19 protein-coding genes and 1 tRNA gene are annotated in these 16,064 nt (G+C 62.1%); 9 read left to right on the forward strand and 11 right to left on the reverse strand.

The features are described 5' to 3' along the window. Positions 1-42 precede the first annotated feature (42 nt). The 4 genes from ABID19_RS10255 to ABID19_RS10270 all read right to left on the reverse strand — a co-directional run bounded on the left by ABID19_RS10255 (position 43) and on the right by ABID19_RS10270 (position 2,513). A complete protein-coding gene (locus ABID19_RS10255) occupies positions 43-282 on the reverse strand; it encodes a hypothetical protein (protein ID WP_354490660.1) in 240 nt (79 codons plus the stop codon). Between the two features lie 239 nt (positions 283-521). Then, positions 522-740, reverse strand: a complete 219-nt coding sequence (locus tag ABID19_RS10260) for a hypothetical protein (RefSeq protein WP_337124585.1) — start codon at positions 738-740, stop codon at positions 522-524. Between the two features lie 145 nt (positions 741-885). Further along, entirely contained in the window at positions 886-1,578 is a 693-nt protein-coding gene (locus tag ABID19_RS10265; protein ID WP_354490170.1) for a L,D-transpeptidase, read from the reverse strand. Then, entirely contained in the window at positions 1,575-2,513 is a 939-nt protein-coding gene (locus tag ABID19_RS10270) for an ABC transporter substrate-binding protein (protein WP_354490662.1), read from the reverse strand. The genes ABID19_RS10265 and ABID19_RS10270 overlap by 4 nt, the downstream gene beginning before the upstream one ends. 869 nt (positions 2,514-3,382) lie before the next feature. On the opposite strand from ABID19_RS10270, the gene ABID19_RS10275 reads away from it, so the two are divergent. The 8 genes from ABID19_RS10275 to ABID19_RS10310 all read left to right on the forward strand — a co-directional run bounded on the left by ABID19_RS10275 (position 3,383) and on the right by ABID19_RS10310 (position 8,295). Continuing rightward, positions 3,383-3,628, forward strand: a complete 246-nt coding sequence (locus ABID19_RS10275; protein WP_292406210.1) for a hypothetical protein — start codon at positions 3,383-3,385, stop codon at positions 3,626-3,628. Between the two features lie 22 nt (positions 3,629-3,650). Further along, positions 3,651-3,998 carry an EF-hand domain-containing protein gene (locus tag ABID19_RS10280; protein WP_354490172.1) on the forward strand — a complete coding sequence of 116 codons (348 nt, stop codon included), beginning with the start codon at positions 3,651-3,653 and terminating at the stop codon, positions 3,996-3,998. A 49-nt stretch (positions 3,999-4,047) separates the two neighbouring features. Next, positions 4,048-4,440 (forward strand): hypothetical protein, encoded by a 393-nt coding sequence (locus tag ABID19_RS10285; protein WP_354490174.1) that lies wholly within the window; start codon positions 4,048-4,050, stop codon positions 4,438-4,440. 36 nt (positions 4,441-4,476) lie between these two features. Continuing rightward, entirely contained in the window at positions 4,477-4,917 is a 441-nt protein-coding gene (locus ABID19_RS10290; protein WP_354490175.1) for a hypothetical protein, read from the forward strand. A 50-nt stretch (positions 4,918-4,967) separates the two neighbouring features. Beyond that, positions 4,968-5,357 carry a hypothetical protein gene (locus tag ABID19_RS10295; RefSeq protein WP_354490177.1) on the forward strand — a complete coding sequence of 130 codons (390 nt, stop codon included), beginning with the start codon at positions 4,968-4,970 and terminating at the stop codon, positions 5,355-5,357. Positions 5,358-5,548: 191 nt separating this feature from the next. Then, positions 5,549-6,892, forward strand: a complete 1,344-nt coding sequence (locus ABID19_RS10300; protein ID WP_354490178.1) for an HdeD family acid-resistance protein — start codon at positions 5,549-5,551, stop codon at positions 6,890-6,892. Next, a complete protein-coding gene (locus ABID19_RS10305) occupies positions 6,889-8,022 on the forward strand; it encodes an MFS transporter (protein WP_354490180.1) in 1,134 nt (377 codons plus the stop codon). The genes ABID19_RS10300 and ABID19_RS10305 overlap by 4 nt, the downstream gene beginning before the upstream one ends. A gap of 108 nt (positions 8,023-8,130) precedes the next feature. Beyond that, positions 8,131-8,295: a DUF4087 domain-containing protein gene (locus ABID19_RS10310; protein WP_354490182.1), complete on the forward strand. Its 165-nt coding sequence runs from the start codon at positions 8,131-8,133 to the stop codon at positions 8,293-8,295. Positions 8,296-8,479: 184 nt separating this feature from the next. Here ABID19_RS10310 and ABID19_RS10315 read toward each other — a convergent pair. The 5 genes from ABID19_RS10315 to ABID19_RS10335 all read right to left on the reverse strand — a co-directional run bounded on the left by ABID19_RS10315 (position 8,480) and on the right by ABID19_RS10335 (position 13,193). Beyond that, positions 8,480-8,564: transfer RNA gene (locus tag ABID19_RS10315), tRNA-Leu, on the reverse strand. Between the two features lie 133 nt (positions 8,565-8,697). Next, the gene (locus ABID19_RS10320) at positions 8,698-9,321 is read right to left on the reverse strand and encodes a 2,3-bisphosphoglycerate-dependent phosphoglycerate mutase (RefSeq protein WP_354490184.1); all 624 of its coding nucleotides are present in this window, start codon (positions 9,319-9,321) and stop codon (positions 8,698-8,700) included. A gap of 32 nt (positions 9,322-9,353) precedes the next feature. Then, a complete protein-coding gene (dapB, locus tag ABID19_RS10325; protein ID WP_354490185.1) occupies positions 9,354-10,181 on the reverse strand; it encodes a 4-hydroxy-tetrahydrodipicolinate reductase in 828 nt (275 codons plus the stop codon). After that, positions 10,178-12,049, reverse strand: coding sequence for an ABC transporter ATP-binding protein (locus ABID19_RS10330; RefSeq protein ID WP_354490187.1), 1,872 nt, complete (start codon positions 12,047-12,049; stop codon positions 10,178-10,180). The genes dapB and ABID19_RS10330 overlap by 4 nt, the downstream gene beginning before the upstream one ends. A 124-nt stretch (positions 12,050-12,173) precedes the next feature. Then, on the reverse strand, positions 12,174-13,193 hold the full coding sequence (locus tag ABID19_RS10335) for a glucokinase (protein WP_354490189.1): 1,020 nt from the start codon (positions 13,191-13,193) through the stop codon (positions 12,174-12,176). Positions 13,194-13,558: 365 nt separating this feature from the next. Between ABID19_RS10335 and ABID19_RS10340 the strand changes: the two genes are divergently transcribed. Next, entirely contained in the window at positions 13,559-15,091 is a 1,533-nt protein-coding gene (locus ABID19_RS10340; RefSeq protein WP_354490191.1) for a YifB family Mg chelatase-like AAA ATPase, read from the forward strand. A 63-nt stretch (positions 15,092-15,154) separates the two neighbouring features. Here the strand turns inward: ABID19_RS10340 and ABID19_RS10345 are convergent, their stop codons facing one another. After that, the gene (locus tag ABID19_RS10345; RefSeq protein ID WP_354490663.1) at positions 15,155-15,712 is read right to left on the reverse strand and encodes a TetR/AcrR family transcriptional regulator; all 558 of its coding nucleotides are present in this window, start codon (positions 15,710-15,712) and stop codon (positions 15,155-15,157) included. A 2-nt stretch (positions 15,713-15,714) separates the two neighbouring features. Continuing rightward, entirely contained in the window at positions 15,715-16,059 is a 345-nt protein-coding gene (locus tag ABID19_RS10350) for a DMT family transporter (RefSeq protein WP_354490192.1), read from the reverse strand. Positions 16,060-16,064: the final 5 nt, after the last annotated feature.

Here is a 16,064-nt window from a genome sequence, read left to right on the forward strand (position 1 = left end):
ATCGGCCAAGAAGATCGGCCAGCAAAGCCGCGATCGTCGCAGCTATATGCCGAGCATCGTCTTGGCTTGGTTGAGCGCGGCCTCTGACCCTGCATGATCGCCGGCGGCGTGCAATGTCTCGCCTTGGGCGCGCAGTTCCTTGACTTTGGTCTTATCGGCCTCGGAGAGGGTGGCGCTCGGCAACGCCGCGTCGATCGCGGCCATGATGGTCGGGCATGAGTTTGCAAAGGCTGTCGCAGGAACGACCGCCAGGAAAACCGCAAGCGAAATTGATCGGAACATGGACGTTTCTCCCTTGCCGGAACACGCTGCGTCGGCGACCGGCGTAGGAAATGGTACAGCGGATGCCCGAACCTGCCAATCACGATGATGCCGCCGGGTTGAGGCAAGCTGCGGTCGGCCGGTTTTTTCTCGAGGTTTCTGAGCCTTCATCACGGCTGATCGCCACCACCTCACGTCCGAAGTCGACGGCAGCTTCGCAGCAATCGTCAGATCGCCCAAAATTCCTCGACCAGAGCGGATCAGGCAGGCTGAACCGATTTGACATTGCCTTCGGTATCGACAAGGCAGCTTGTCTTCTTGCCGCCGGCATCGAGCTCGACCTGATAGGTTTGGGGATCGATCTTGCTCGACGAAACCGGAAGTATCTTCGTGCTGTCGACGCCGCTCGCCTTGGCGGCCGCGTCGGCGCAAAGAAGCTGAAGGTCCGCCGGGGCCGTCTCGACCTTGGTCCTGGACATCTGTTCCTGGGGAGGCGGCGGCGGGGCGCTGACGCAAGCGCTCAGTGTTCCCACCAAAAATCCAATTGTTGTTGCCCGGATCGACGTTCTCACTGCATGTTTTGCCGACATTGCTTGGTCCCTCTCCGAATGCCGCTTCCCGGCCTTACACACCCTTGTAAAGTGCCGCCCCCTGCATGAGAACGATGACCTTGGCTCCAACCTTGACGCGGGATGCGAGATCGGTGATGTCGTCGTTCCTCATCCGGATGCACCCTGATGACACGTCGAGCCCGATCGTCCAGGGCTCCGGCGTGCCGTGTATCCGGTAGATCGTGTCCTGGTCGCGCTCATACAGATAGAGCGCCCTGGCGCCGAGCGGGTTGTCCGGTCCTCCCGGCATGCCTCCCGCATGTTTGACCGCATTCGGATCACGAGCGATCATTTCGGCCGGGGGCGTCCAGGTCGGCCATTCCGCCATGCGGCCGACGCGCACGATTCCGGCCCATCCAAATCCCTCCCGGCCGACGCCGATACCGTAGCGCATGGCCCGCTGACCGGGCTGCACAAGATAGAGAAAATGCTGGTTGCCATCGATGATGATCGTGCCGGGCACTTCCGCGGTGCGAAACTTGACCATCTGCGGGCGAAACGCCTCGGGAACTTCATTATGCGCGGCATAATATTTGCGCGCCTTGGTGCGGTCATAGTCCACCCATTTGCGGGTTTTCGGATCGAAAACCTGTGTTCCCGCAGCCAGCGCCGCCACTGCGACAAGACCGAACGCCACCGCGACAATTGCGGTCAGGGAGCGCCGCTGCAGAATGGCGCGTCCCACGATCATCAGCTTTCCGTTCATGGATTTGCCCACCCGTGCACCCGAGCGCCCTGCGCGGCAACCCATTGTTTGGCGTACTCGTAAGGATCCTGACGCTCCACCTGGAGCGCATAACTCATCTTCGCGGCGTCCTCGGGCTTGAGCGCGACCCGTTCCAGGAACTCGACCACGTCAGGATATTTTTTGCGCAGTGAGGTGGCGTAAGCGATATGGAAATGTGCGGTATCCCAGGACACTGGCGCGCTGGACTTCGAGACCCAGAGCGGATCCTCGGAAGGCAGCACGATCTTCCACTTTGCCGGGTCAAAAGGCGGTTCGGTAAGCCGGACAATGTCGTGCAGTTCAAACACATGATGCGGCGCGTAGCAGGCAAACACCATCGGATGAGCCGTGGCGACCGCGGCGTCGACAGCTGCCATTCCGACATCCTCCGGCGTCTCCAGCAATGTCATCGTCTTGGCATAGCCATAGCTGTTGGCGCGGACGCGCTCGATCGCCGTTGAGGACCAACCCTCGGCGCCAATCCACAGTTCCCCATGTCCGTCCCGATCAGTGTCCAACGCGGCAGTTTTGCGCGGGTCGGTAAGATCCGAAATGTCGCGAATGCCAAACTTGTCGGCAGTTTCGCGAGTAGCGCAAATGCCTTGCCAAGCCGGCACACCGATGGGACTGATGGCTACCGTGCCGGCACCGTCCACATACTTCTTCACCAGATTGTCCAGGTTGGGCAGCCACATTTCGGGGTGAATATCCACCTCGCCCGAATCGAGGCCGGCAAAGGCAATAAGCGTCCCCATCTCGCGCACCTCAGCATCGAGCCCGAACTTTTCCTTCAGGCTGACCTTGAGAATGTTTGCCGTCGCCTGGCCCGACGGCCAGTTCGGCATTGCAATGACGAGATCGGCCGCTTGGGCCGGGATGTTCACCACCAGCATCGTCAATGCCGCCAACGACATTTTCCGCAGAGACTGCAGAAACCGCTTGTGCATTTTCTTCCCCCTCGCTTCGGCGCTGAAACCAACCGGGACGGGAACGACTTGTCACGGCAAGCACCGGGTTGTGACACCAGCTCCATCTGCCGACGGCAACTGCTGAAGATGCGACAACGCATTCGCCGAAGAGAGCGTCGTCACGTGCCGCTCCCCCACGCTACCCGATGACACTCCGTCTGGGAAGATGCTCAAAAAGCGGCCGCTGCGCGCCCACTGCGCCTCTATCGGCACACCGCAGCGTTGAAGAAAATCGAATAAGTGAGCGGCACTTCTTTCGGCCTGCGCAACGGTTGGCGGGGTTCGAAAAATACCAGCAATATACCCAGATCCAGGCGATCAAATAGGCTTACATTTCCTCATAAGCTCTTTTTCGATCAGTGTAAATCCATAGAAGTGTGAATTATTTCTTGAGCTTAATATAGTCAACAATAGAACAAGGGTGATCTTAGGTGCTGGAATCTTGCTACCGAAAGAACTTAAGTACCTGCTAAGGTATGCGGCGAGCGTTCCGAATTATTAAGCATCTGCAAAGTTCATCCGATGATACTGCAGTTTTTCCTTGCCGTAGGCCGACATCGGATGCAACTTTTTTCGCGACAGCAACCGCGTCAGTGGATTGCTGGCATGCCTGGGCGGACGGGCGCAAAGCATGGAGAGGGAAATCGACATTCGCTAATGCGGCCCCGTGGGGAGCGTTCCCCTCGACGTAAGAGACTACGACAGCCGGCGACTAACTTCGAATGCAACGGCTACAGCCTGGCTCATTCGGCGGCCGGCGAAGCTCTGTCCTCCTCGGATGGGCGTCCAATCAGCAATCAAATCAGGAAAGAGCGATGAGGAAATCAACTTTGACAATCGTGCTCGCAGGCACTTTCGCGCTTACGGCGTGCCAGTCGTCATCCAATCCGGAAGTTCAGGCGCGCAACAGCGAGTTCGGCTGCATAGCCGGTACGGTCGGTGGCGCGATCGTGGGCGGCCTGATCGGCAGCACCATAGGTGGTGGAACCGGACGTGTGATCGGTTCAGCGATTGGCATCGGCGGTGGCGGCTACCTCGGCAATCGTCTTGCCTGCGGCTGAGACGAGAAGAAAGGACAAAACAATGAAATCCATAATTGCGACGACGGCTTCCTTGCTCCTGCTTTGCACCGGCGCGGCCACGGCACAGCAGTCCATGTACGAGGGTCACCAAGACCAACTTGATACCGATGACAACGGCGCCGTGAACCGGCAGGAGTATCAGGCCTTCATGACCGAGGCCTTCGAAAAGCTGGACGCCGATAATAACGGCGCTCTCAATCAAGCCGAAACCGCCGACGTCCTGAACGCTGATCAGTTCGCATCGACCGATGCGAGCGGGGACGGCCGCGTCAGCCGGGACGAATTCATGAACCGGGTCATGAAGGACTTCGCGGCAGCCGACAAGAGCGGGGACCGCCGCCTGCAATAGTCTTCTGATACGATGATCCCCAACCGCCAGGCAGTCTGAGGAATGAACCATGAGATTTGTAATCTATGCGACCCTGGCCACGGCTTTGGTGGCGATCGCCGGTTGTACCACCGACGACGGCTACGATGGCTGCCGCGGATCGGGCTGCCTGGTTGATCGGCCTCATAAACGGGACCGAAAGATTGATGACCGGCCGCAGTTCGACAGGAATGGCAATCCCAACTTCGATACGCGAGGCCGTTACATCGGCTGCCGTGGGCTGGGGTGTAAAGTCGACGATCCTGATGACGGGGATCAGAGTATCGACGACAGACCGCAATACGACAAGGAAGGCAATCCCAACTTCGATACCCAAGGCAACTACCAGGGCTGCCGCGGCATCGGCTGCGAGGTCGATTCGCCGGACGATGACAGTTCATCGGACGATGGCGACTCCGATTAATCGCCCCTGCTGCGAACAAGAAGAGGATATCCATTCATGCCTGAATTGAACGGTCTCATCCGTCGGCGTGCCAAAATCGTCATGGTCGGCCTTGCGGGGCTGGGAATGACACTGACGGCCGCTTTCGCCGCGAACAACGCCTGTGACGGTGTAAAGGTAGAAGTGACGAAGGCGCGCAAGCAGGAGTATGCCCCTCTCGTCGTCTCGGCGTTGGACAAAAAGTTCAAGCCCGCTCAAGCGAAGTTCATCACAATCATGGAGAGCGGCAGTTGGAGTGCCGCCTACGTCTCCACGCCGGTGAGCGACGACGGCGTGATGTTCTTCCAGACAGTCGACGGAAAGAAGCAGTTCCGCGACGTATGGGGCGGCTATGCCGATCCGTCGGAGAAACCTGAACTGGTATCCTGGGCGAAAAAGCTCGGAGTGCCGCAAGACATGGCAAAGTGTTTTGCTCACGATCAATCAGCAGAAGGGTAGTAACATGCACAAGCTAAATCGAACTCTCTTTTGCAGCTCTGTTCATCGGCTTGGCGGGGATCACGACGGTGGGAGCCCAATCAGCTAAAGAGATGGACCAGACCCTTGACGATCTGTATGGCGCTCATGGGCCGTATCACGCCTTCTTCGAGACGCTGAAGAAGGCCGTCGCTGGAAACGACAAGGGGGCCGTCGCTTCCATGGTCGAATATCCTTTCAAGGCACGGATCAACGGCAAGGCCGTGACGATCAGGGACGCCGCTCATTTCGCGGCGGATTACGACAAAGTCTTCACTGCCAAGGTCAAGGGAGCCGTCTCCAATCAGACCTATCCGAAGCTGTTCGCCAACTGGCAGGGTGTGATGATTGGCGATGGAGAGGTTTGGTTCTCCGGCATCGGAGACAACAATACGGTGAAGATTATCGCCGTCAACGACTAGTGGCCGGAAATGGAAAGAGGACATCTTCCACCCCGATAAGTACGGCCTTGCGTCCCCACGATAGCGGCCAGACGCATGTTGCAGCTTCTGGGGCCGATCGAAGACGGGACCGTGGAGAAGCTGCGGCCAGTATTTCGGAAACGTCAACTAGATGACCGCCCCTTTAGGCCCTCAAGGGTACCGAAAGCATCATGATCCGGCTCGTTTTTCTTCTTCTTGGGGCGCGTGCACTGAAACCGGTCTGGCAACTCCTGACTGCGGCAGGCGTCGTCTGGATGCTTGTGGGCATTGCCATCCTGTTCGACCTGAGCGACGGCGCGCTCTCGGTCGTGTTGGATACGCTCGCCGTATTCTTGGTAGTCGAGGGGCTGGTCGAGCTTGCCGCAGCCATATCCGCCGGGCTTCGCCAGCACTGGATCGATGCGCTGCGCGGCATCGCATTTCTGTTCGCCGCGTTTCTGGTCTTCGACGTCCCCTGGGACAACAATATCGGCGCGGCAATTGTGTTCGGCGCCGCCTTCCTGGTTGACGGGCTTTTCAGGATCGGCTCCGCGTTTGTGATCCACAGCCCACGCTGGCGGGTCGGGATTGTCGCGGGCCTGATCGAGATCAGCCTGGCCATCGGCATCTTGATGTCCTGGCCGGTCCCGCACCAGCTGACAGTTCCGTTTTGCTTTGCGCTCCTTCTGCTGACGTCCGGCTATGCACTTGTGCGGATGGCTCTGCCTCTACGGCAATTGCCGGAAGGCGGCTCGGTCACGTCTTTGCCACTTTATGCAGCTCGTAACTGGCATGGTGGGACAGCGCGGCCAGCCATTCCGGCAAGGGAGGATGTCTGGGCCAAGGGAGCTGACGTCCTCAATGTCTATGTCTGGACGGCCGTCGGCGCAATCAAGGACCCGGAGCGCAGGATACTAATCGACCGGTATGTCGCGGCAGTCGACAAGAAAGGTGTGATCTCAACAGGCCATTCCGCGCTGGAAATGCCGCCAGACCTTTACATCAGCCATTATCCGTTCGACGACATCGACCACAGCCCTGATGACTTCCGTGCCATTCTCTCGGCGGGACATGAGAATGATGTAGCTGGGCGGTTCAACGAATCCCTTGCACAGGAGTCGGCCGCCTGGTGTGAGCCGGACCAGAAGGTGACGTTCCACAGATTCAATCCGCAAGCCCTGCGGATTTTCTGGGAAGCATATTCTCAGGACAAGACCTATAATCTGACGGCCCGCAACTGCTCGACAACCGTTATTCAGGCGCTCGATGCGGCTCTGGAGGGCTCATCGTACAGCGGCCACATTTGGCGGGATCTCTTCAAGATCATCAGCAATCCGCAATTCTGGTTGTTGCGGCTCGTCCGCGGCCGAGCCGAGTCCTTGACGTGGACCCCGGGGCTCGTTCTGGACTACACGCGCCTTCTGCACAGCGTCGTTGAACACAGCGACCGGCGCTGGAGAAGCAAGCTTTCCGACGCATTCAGCACTGGCCGCAAGCTGGCCCATGTGGCCGAGCGCGACGGGGCGCCTGCATGAGTGGTTTTGTGCGCACGTCAGCGGTCGTCATCCTGACCGCTGCAGTCTTCGGGCTGACCTATGGCCTTAGCGCACCGCTGATTGCACTTGAGCTGGCGGAAGCGGGCTATTCCGAAAGCCTTATCGGCGCAAACAGCGCCATGTACGCCATCGGTGTTCTTTTGGCGGCCCCCTACCTGCCCCGTCTTGCACAACAGCTTGGATTTGCGCGGCTGGCGAAGGGAGCTCTGATAGCATCAGGCGGGTTGTTCCTCTTTTTTCCCCTGGCACCGTTTCTGTGGATCTGGTTTCCCTTGCGTGCGGCTCTCGGTGCGGCGTCAGAGACGCTGTTTGTCGTGTCCGAAACGTGGCTCAACCAGCTTGCCGGCGAGAGAAACCGCGGACGAATGATTGCAATCTATATGACCGCTCTTTCCTGTGGCACCGCAATTGGTCCTGCCATTCTTACCCTGGTCGGACGCGAGCAGTCTCTTGCTTTCATTATCGGCGCTGCAATAGCACTCACCGCTTGCGTGATCCTGATCGTAGGTAGACCTCATGCAGCCAAGCCTGCGAGCGAGGATATCGGCAATCCGTTTCGGTACCTCAAACTGGCGCCAGTGGCGGTTGCTTCCTCAGTCCTGAACGCCGCATTGGAAGCTGCCGGTCTCAGCCTATTGCCGCTCTATGCCGTCCGGCTCGGATGGCCGGAGCATTCAGCGACGCTGCTGTTGACTGTACTCCTTATCGGCTCGATCCTGCTGCAATTGCCCATCGGCTGGCTTGGCGACCGAATGGACCGTCGGGGGTTACTGATTGCCCTTGCGGCCATATCGGCGCTTGGGGCGCTTGCCTGGCCTCTAGCCTTCTTGCACCCGTGGCTTGCCTATCCCCTACTTTTCCTTTGGGGAGGGGCCTTCGTCGGCATTTATACGACTACGGTCGTCATGCTCGGGGAGGCTTACAAGGGCGCAGAATTGCTCAGTATCTATGCGTTGCTCTCCATCGCCTGGGGTATCGGCGCGCTCCTGGGGCCGCTCATCGCCGGCATAGCAATGGAAAATTCACCGCATGGTCTGCCCGTGTTCGCGGCGATCGCCTGTGGCGGATTCGCCTTGTTTGCCGGCTCGCGGGAGGCGATATGGAAATGAGGCTTGGTGGTATGACGATTGCGGCATCTGTGCTGTTGGCATCACCAGAGATCGGTTCCTGTCTGTTGAACAGTCGATGCTTGCAGCGTCCGGCGCGAAGACCGGCGGATGCGGCGGCCGCATGTGCAGGAATGCCTCAAGGCGGCATCGTCCAGCATCGGGCGTGACGACCGACAGTTCGTCGAGACCAAGGTGCCTGGTTCGGGCCACGGCTACGGATGTGCGTGCATGACCGTCGTGACCAACGCCAACCAAAAAAGATCACCACAGTGATCTCCGCCCTGCTAGTGCGCTGTCGCAACGACAGATCGCTGCCTAACCCGGGCGGATAAGCATGGTGGGAACCAGTGACAGGACTGCGAACAGCAATAGGACATCAGGTCAAGAAAAAAGCCCGGCAAAACCGGGCTTTTTCTTGGAGTTTCTGAACCATGTCGAGCGGTCCGAAACGGGAATTTGGTGCCCAGAAGAGGACTCGAACCTCCACTCCTTGCGGAACACGGACCTGAACCGTGCGCGTCTACCAATTCCGCCATCTGGGCTGGTGCGGGCTCTTTAGGCGGGCAAGGGGTGAGTGTCAACGCGCTTTTTTGCGCAATCTAGAAACGCGCCCCGCGCGCCGGCTAGTGTAGTTTTGAATTTGCGCATGATCCTTTCCGAACCTGCGGTTCGGGGTCATGCGCCCTGCAGCACTTCCTTGGACGCCACGGTCGAATCGGGGTTGAGCTTGTAGACGACCGGTACGCCGGTGCCGAGCTCCAGCTTGACGATCTCCTCGCCCGACTTGCCGTCCAACGCCATGATCAGCGCACGCAGCGAATTGCCGTGCGCCGCGACCAGCACGGTGCCGCCGCGCAGCACATGCGGCTGCAGGTCGTGCAGGTAGTACGGCCAGACGCGCGCGCCAGTGTCTTTCAGGCTTTCGCCGCCGGGCGGCGGCACATCGTAGGAACGGCGCCAGACATGCACCTGCTCCTCGCCCCATTTCTTGCGCGCGTCGTCCTTGTTGAGGCCGGAGAGGTCGCCATAGTCGCGCTCGTTCAGCGCCTGGTCGCGAATGGTCTCGAGATCGCTCTGGCCAACCGCGTCGAGAATGTGCTGGCAAGTTTTCTGCGCCCTGATCAGCGACGACGTGAAGGCGATGTCGAATTTCAGGCCCCGCGCCTTCAGCTTTGCGCCTGCCTCCTTGGCCTCGGCGTGGCCCAGTTCGGTCAGGTCGACGTCGCGCCAGCCGGTGAACAGGTTCTTCAGGTTCCATTCGCTCTGGCCGTGGCGCACGAGCACGAGAGTTCCCGACATTTTTGCTCCTTCAGTTTGTGGATCAGATCGTCTCAGGCGAGTCCGAGCACGTCCCGCATCGAATACAGCCCCGGCTTCCTGCCGCGCGCCCACAGTGCGGCCTTGACCGCGCCGCGGGCAAAGATCGCCCGGTCCTCAGCATGATGGGCGAGCGTAATGCGCTCGCCGGTGCCGGCCAGCACCACGGAGTGGTCGCCGACCACCGAGCCGCCGCGCAGCGTGGCGAAACCGATCGAGCCAGTCTTTCGCACGCCGGTGTGACCGTCGCGCGACCGCACGCTGTTCCCGTCAAGATCGATGCCGCGCCCGGCGGCGGCGGCCTCGCCGAGCAACAACGCCGTGCCCGACGGCGCGTCGACCTTGTGCCGGTGATGCATTTCCAGGATCTCGATGTCGAAATCGTCGGCATCGAGCGCGCGCGCCGCCTGCTCGACCAGCACCGCCAGCAGGTTGACGCCGAGGCTCATATTGCCTGATTTGACGACCGTCGCGTGGCGCGCTGCCGCCGCGATCTTCGCATCGTCGTCCGCCGAGCAGCCGGTGGTGCCGATGACATGGGTGATGCGTGCCTGCGCCGCGTATCCAGCGAATTCGACTGTCGCTGCCGGGCTCGTGAAATCGAGCACCCCGTCGGCCTTGGCGAAGGCCGGCAGCGGGTCGTCGCCGATCGCCACGTCGATACTGCCGATGCCGGCAAGCTCGCCGGCATCCTTGCCGAGATGGGGCGAGCCGGCCCGCTCGATCGCGCCGGCGACGCGCGCGCCCGGTATCGTGTGGATGGCGCGGATCAGTGCCTGGCCCATGCGGCCGGCCGCGCCGACCACCACCAGGCCCATATCGCTCGTGGGCGTGTCGTTCATAAGGTCCTCCCAACCGCCTTTTTCGCGCGGCGCACCGGAGTTTGGATTGGCTTACCATCGTCGACAAGCCCCAGCCCTTTGTTGCCCTGGACCCGGTGGAAGCGGGCATAGACGCTGTGCGGGTCGGCCATCAGCGAGGCGTGCGTGCCTTGCTCGACCAGCCGGCCCTGTTCCAGCACGACGATGTGGTCGGCGTTGACCACCGTCGACAGCCGGTGCGCGATGACGAGGGTCGTGCGCCCGTGCATAACCTTGGTGAGCGCTTGCTGGACACGGGCTTCCGCCTCGTTGTCGAGCGCCGAGGTCGCCTCGTCGAGCAGCAGGATCGGCGCCTGGCGCACAATGGCGCGGGCGATCGACACGCGCTGGCGCTGGCCGCCCGACAGCGTCACGCCGCCTTCGCCGACAGGGGTGTCATAGCCTTGCGGCTGTTGCCGGATGAAGCCGTCGGCCTCGGCCTGTTGCGCGGCCAGTTCGATTTCGGCGTCGCTGGCGCTCAACCGCCCGTAGCGGATGTTGTCGCGAATGGTGCCTTCGAACAGATAGGGCTGCTGCGAGACATAGGCGATGGAGCTGCGCAGCGACTGCTTGGTGATCTTCGAAATGTCCTGGCCGTCGACCTCGATGCTGCCTGCCTCGACATCGTAAAAGCGCTGCAACAGCGCCACCAGCGTCGACTTGCCGGCGCCCGAGGCGCCGACGATGGCGGTCATCTTGCCGGCGGCGGCGACGAAGCTGAGGTCCTGCAGCACCGGCGCGTCGGCGACATAGCCGAACGAGACGTTGTTGAAGCGCACCTCGCCGCTGGTGATCTTCGCTTCGGCCGCTCCGGGGGCGTCGCCTTGCTGCGGCTCGAGGTCGAGCAACTCGTAGATCATGCGCGCATTGACCAGCGCCCGTTCCATGCCGACCTGCATGCGCGCCAGCCGCCGGGCCGGATCGTAGGCGAGCAGCAGCGCGGTGATGAAGGAGAAGACTGCGCCGGGCGGCTGCCCGAGCACGGTCGCCCGGTAGCCGGAATATGCGATGACGCCGGCAACGGTGAAACCGGCCAGTATTTCGGAGATCGGCGTCAGTCGCTCCGAAACGCGGGCGATCTTGTTTGTCCGCTGCTCGGCATCGTCGGCGAGCTTGCCGAGGCGGCGCGACAGCTCGCCCTCCATGGTAAAGGCTTTGACGATGGCGATGCCTTGCGTGGCTTCCTGCATGGCGCCGATCAGCCGCGAGTTGATCTGCACCGATTCACGGGTGATACGCCGCACCCGCCGCATCAGATAGGTGACGGTGTAGATCAGCGGCGGCCCGATCAGCAGCGAGCTCAGGGATAGCACCGGATCCTGATAGATCATGACGCCGATCAGCCCGATTAGCGTCACACCGTCTCGCGCGATCGACGTCAGCGTCATCGACAGAAGGTCGCGGATGCCGTTGACGTTCTCGTTGACCTGCGCGGCCAGGCGCCCCGAGCGCGTGTCGTTGAAGAAGCCGACGCCGAGCTTCATCAGATGGTCGAAGATGCGCTTTTGGTAGCGCGCCACCAGATTGTTGCCGATCCTGGCCAACGTCACCGCCTGGCCGTAGCCGGCCAGTCCGCGCAGGATGAAGGCACCCAGGATCGCAGCGCAGATCCAGGCGATCAGATCGCCGCGCCGTTCGTAGAAGATCTGATTGACCACGGGGCTCATGATCAAGGCCGTGACTGCTGTCGTTCCGGATACGGTCAACAGGCAGATTATGGTGAAGACGTAGGACCACCGGTACTCGTATCCGTTCTCGGTCAGGATACGGCGCACCACTGCCACGATCTCGCCGGGCCGGGCTTTCGCTTGATGCCGAGCTTTCGCTTGATGTTTGGGCGATTGGTTCAAGTGGGGATCCGTGATGTCGGTTTCGGCTTCGCGGCCGGGCTAATTCGGCAATCCTCTTAGCGCCCTGGTGGCGGCTTGCCTATGGCCGAGGCCGGCAAAACTTCGCCGGCGCTCAGGTCGTCACCTAAGCCCGCCAGCGCCGCCCCGCCGTCTGGACGCCAAACAGCGAGGGATTTCTGGCATAGGCGGCAAGGCCGGAGAGCGCAGCCAGCGGGTGGGTGATCACATAGACGGGCATGGTCCGCATCAACTCGCTATGCGGCGCCTTGTCCTCGAAGGCGGCGCGGAACTCGCCCGTCTTCAACGCCGGCAGGATTTTCTGGGCGATGCCGCCGGTCAGGAAGACGCCGCCGCGACTCATGAACACCAGCGCAAGGTCGCCGGCGGTGCGCCCCAGACAGGTGACGAATATCGACAGCGCTTCCGCGGCCACCGGATCCGACTTCGCCAGCGCCGCCGCGGTGACCTCGGCCGGCGTGGTGAAGGGTGCCGGCTTGGCGTCGGCCTTGGCCACTGCCCGGTAGGCATTGACCAGGCCGCGCCCGGACAGGATCTGTTCGCCGGAGATTCTGCCCTCGAGCTTCTCGATATGCGGAAAGACCTGGAAATCGCGCGGCGAGCGCGGCCCGATGTCCATATGCCCGCCTTCGCCGGGCACCGGAATCCAATGGTTCAGCGCGTGAACCAGGCCGGCGACGCCAAGCCCGGTTCCGGGACCGAGCACCACCCGTCCCGCATTTGGCTCCGGCGCATCGCCGCCGATCTTTTCCATGTGCTCTTCGCCGAGCGCCACGACGGCCAGCGCCTGCGCCTCGAAATCGTTGAGCACCACGACGTCGCTGAGGCCGAGGCTGGCAAACATCTTTCTCGGCTTGACGATCCACGGGCAGTTGGTGAGCGGGATCTCGTCGCTATCGACCGGACCGGCTACCGCCAGTACAGACGAGTTGGGCCGGACCGACGAGCGGTCGAGCACGGCTGCCTGGATGGCGTCGTCGATCGTGTTGAAATTGGCCGTCTGGACAATCTGCGGTTCGGTCGGTTCCGAGTTCGCGTCGAGCACAATCGAAAAGCGCGCATTGGTGCCGCCAATGTCGCCGATCAGGATCGGAAACCGCAGCGCTGTATCGTCGTCGCCTGGCATGCTTTTGTTCGTCCCGGTTCACAATGACGTTCCGCCGTTCGTTCGTTGACTAGCGCATGACCCGGGAAAGGGAAATCGCTTTTCGAAATGAGGCGGCCAGGATTCAGAGCAAGATGAGATCCGTTGGGGCTTCAGGTCGGACCGAACCGGGACGAAGGCGTGCATGATCGCGGATTTTGCAGCGGGCGGTAAGTCGGAGGTAATCCGTGGCGGAGCGTAGCCCGGGATCCAAGCGAACTTCCTGGAGCCCGCTCAATTGTTCCCGTAATGTTCTTGCCTAAGCCGGAAATCTGTGGTTGTCTTCGGTAACGCCGTTCGCGGCATGATCGCATGGGCTTCGGGCGAGCCCGTATCAGGGGTGAAAAATGGTTGCGCGGGTCCGCACGGTGGCTTTCCAGGGCATCGAGGCCGTACCGGTCGACGTGCAGGTGATGATCGCGCCGGGCAAGGTCAACATGCACATCGTCGGCCTCGCCGACAAGGCGGTGGCCGAAAGCCGCGAGCGGGTGCAGGCGGCCCTGCATGCGTCGGGCCTGTCGATGCCGTCGAAGAAGGTTACCGTCAATCTGGCCCCGGCCGACCTGCCCAAGGAAGGCAGCCATTACGACCTGCCCATCGCGCTCGGCCTGATGGCGGCATTGGGCGCCATTCCGGGCGACATGCTGGCCGGCTATGTCGTGCTTGGCGAATTGTCGCTCGACGGCACCATCGCCGCGGTGGCCGGCGCGCTGCCGGCGGCGATCGGCGCCAATGCCGAGGGCAAGGGGCTGATCTGTCCTTTCGCCTGCGGGCCGGAAGCGGCCTGGGCCGGCAAGGATTTCGACATATTGGCGCCGCGCAGCCTGATCGCCATCGCCAATCATTTTCGCGGCACGCAGGTCCTGTCGCGACCGGAGGCCGGCATCCATGCTTCGGCGCGCGACCTGCCTGATCTCGCCGACATCAAAGGCCAGGAAACCGCCAAGCGGGCACTGGAAGTGGCGGCGGCCGGTGGCCACAACCTGCTGATGATCGGGCCGCCGGGGTCGGGAAAATCGATGCTGGCGCAGCGGCTGCCGTCGATCCTGCCGCCGCTGGCGCCCCGGGAGTTGCTTGAAGTCTCGATGATCGCCTCGGTGGCCGGTGAGCTCGGCGAAGGCAAACTGACCGACCGGCGGCCGTTCCGCGCGCCGCACCATTCGGCCTCGATGGCGGCGATGGTCGGCGGCGGCCTGCGGGTGCGGCCAGGCGAGGCCTCGCTTGCCCATCACGGCGTGCTGTTCCTCGACGAGTTTCCCGAATTCTCGCCGCAGGCGCTTGATGCACTGCGCCAGCCGCTGGAGACCGGCGACTGCATGATCGCCCGCGCCAACCATCGCGTCACCTATCCGGCGCGCATCCAGCTAGTCGCGGCGATGAACCCGTGCCGCTGCGGCATGGCCGGCGAGCCGGGTTATCGCTGCCTGCGCGGCGACCGTTGCCGTACCGACTACCAAGCGCGCATTTCCGGCCCGCTGCTCGACCGCATCGATCTCCGGATCGAAGTGCCGGCGGTCTCGGCCAGTGATCTGATCCGACCGGACCGGGCGGAGAAAAGTGCCGATGTCGCGCTGCGCGTGGCGCGCGCCCGCACGATCCAACGCGAACGTTTCGAGCGGCTCGGCGCGACCTCCGCCACCACCAACGCGCATTGCTCGCCCTCGGTCATCGAAGAGATCGCCATGCCGGATGCATCCGGCCTGTCGCTGCTCAGGGATGCCAGCGAGAAACTCGGCTTCTCGGCGCGCGCCTACCACCGGGTGCTGAAAGTGGCGCGAACGCTGGCCGATCTCGAGGCCAGCGAGACGGTCGGCCGCATCCATCTGGCCGAGGCGATTTCCTACCGCATGAGCTCGGAGCGGATGGCGCAGGCGGCGTAGGGGGCAACGTTCGGGCGCCGGAAAGCTTAACCGCCAAGCCAGTCGGCAAGTCTATGCACCGGTTCAGCTGGGCCGCCGGGTCATCTCAAGGAGTTCGGCGCGCAGTTGCTGCCTGTCGGGAAGGGCCATCGTCGCCAGATCGGCCAACCAGATGCCGTCGGCTGCCAGCCTGGCGACTGCGTGGCGCATGTCGCTGTCGGTGGCGCGGTGCCGCTCGAAGCGGGCCTGGAACCAGTCGACCCACAATGCGCGCAGATCGGCGTCGGTCAGCATCAGGATGGACAACGGAGCCCATGGACCGCCACCGCCCTCCACCCCGACTCGAAAGACAGCTTCGACATAGGCGCGCGTAAACGAGCCGTAGGGCTCAGGGTCGGCGGCAATGCGTTCGTCCAGCTCGCGGTCGATCGCGTCCAGCAGTTCCTGGAATACGGCGTCGATGAGCGCCTGCTTGCTGGGGAAATGATGAATGAAGCCGCCCTTGGTCACGCCGGCGGCATCGGCCACAGCCTGGACCGTGACCGCGGCAAGGCCCTGAGCCGCGGCGAGCCTGGCGGCGTGGTCCAACAAAGCGCGCCGGACGATCTCGGGCTGCTTCTTGCGCTTGTGAGCGTTCTCCACGGTCAATGTGCCGCCGAGTTCGAGAAGGCGTTCACGACGATGACGCCGGCGACGATCATGCCGATCCCGATCATCGCCGGCAGGTCGAGCGTCTGACGAAACACGAGCACGCTGACGAATGCTGTCAGCACGATGCCGAGGCCAGCCCAGATGGCATAGGCGACGCCAAGCGGCACCATCTTGAGCGCCTGGGACAGGAAGAAGAACGATCCGGCGTAGAAGACCGCCATGACGAGGGTCGGCGCAAGCCTAGTGAACTGCTCGGATTTCTGCAGGAAGGCCGTGCCGATTACCTCGGCGACGATGGCGAGCGCGAGCGCGCCGTAGGAGACAATGACAGGAGTCATGGCGG

The sequence above is a fragment of the Mesorhizobium robiniae genome, from assembly GCF_040545535.1.
GTDB lineage: Bacteria > Pseudomonadota > Alphaproteobacteria > Rhizobiales > Rhizobiaceae > Mesorhizobium > Mesorhizobium robiniae.

Excerpts from the sequence above, each read along its gene's own strand:
- ABID19_RS10340 (WP_354490191.1), top strand. The coding sequence starts at position 13,559 with ATGGTTGCGCGGGTCCGCACGGTGGCTTTCCAGGGCATCGAGGCCGTA.
- ABID19_RS10290 (WP_354490175.1), top strand. The coding sequence starts at position 4,477 with ATGCCTGAATTGAACGGTCTCATCCGTCGGCGTGCCAAAATCGTCATG.
- ABID19_RS10320 (WP_354490184.1), bottom strand. The coding sequence starts at position 9,321 with ATGTCGGGAACTCTCGTGCTCGTGCGCCACGGCCAGAGCGAATGGAAC.
- ABID19_RS10335 (WP_354490189.1), bottom strand. The coding sequence starts at position 13,193 with ATGCCAGGCGACGACGATACAGCGCTGCGGTTTCCGATCCTGATCGGC.
- ABID19_RS10270 (WP_354490662.1), bottom strand. The coding sequence starts at position 2,513 with ATGTCGTTGGCGGCATTGACGATGCTGGTGGTGAACATCCCGGCCCAA.
- ABID19_RS10255 (WP_354490660.1), bottom strand. The coding sequence starts at position 282 with ATGTTCCGATCAATTTCGCTTGCGGTTTTCCTGGCGGTCGTTCCTGCG.
- ABID19_RS10265 (WP_354490170.1), bottom strand. The coding sequence starts at position 1,578 with ATGAACGGAAAGCTGATGATCGTGGGACGCGCCATTCTGCAGCGGCGC.
- ABID19_RS10310 (WP_354490182.1), top strand. The coding sequence starts at position 8,131 with ATGCGGCGGCCGCATGTGCAGGAATGCCTCAAGGCGGCATCGTCCAGC.
- ABID19_RS10300 (WP_354490178.1), top strand. The coding sequence starts at position 5,549 with ATGATCCGGCTCGTTTTTCTTCTTCTTGGGGCGCGTGCACTGAAACCG.
- ABID19_RS10275 (WP_292406210.1), top strand. The coding sequence starts at position 3,383 with ATGAGGAAATCAACTTTGACAATCGTGCTCGCAGGCACTTTCGCGCTT.
- ABID19_RS10285 (WP_354490174.1), top strand. The coding sequence starts at position 4,048 with ATGAGATTTGTAATCTATGCGACCCTGGCCACGGCTTTGGTGGCGATC.
- ABID19_RS10260 (WP_337124585.1), bottom strand. The coding sequence starts at position 740 with ATGTCCAGGACCAAGGTCGAGACGGCCCCGGCGGACCTTCAGCTTCTT.
- ABID19_RS10350 (WP_354490192.1), bottom strand. The coding sequence starts at position 16,059 with ATGACTCCTGTCATTGTCTCCTACGGCGCGCTCGCGCTCGCCATCGTC.
- dapB (WP_354490185.1), bottom strand. The coding sequence starts at position 10,181 with ATGAACGACACGCCCACGAGCGATATGGGCCTGGTGGTGGTCGGCGCG.
- ABID19_RS10280 (WP_354490172.1), top strand. The coding sequence starts at position 3,651 with ATGAAATCCATAATTGCGACGACGGCTTCCTTGCTCCTGCTTTGCACC.
- ABID19_RS10305 (WP_354490180.1), top strand. The coding sequence starts at position 6,889 with ATGAGTGGTTTTGTGCGCACGTCAGCGGTCGTCATCCTGACCGCTGCA.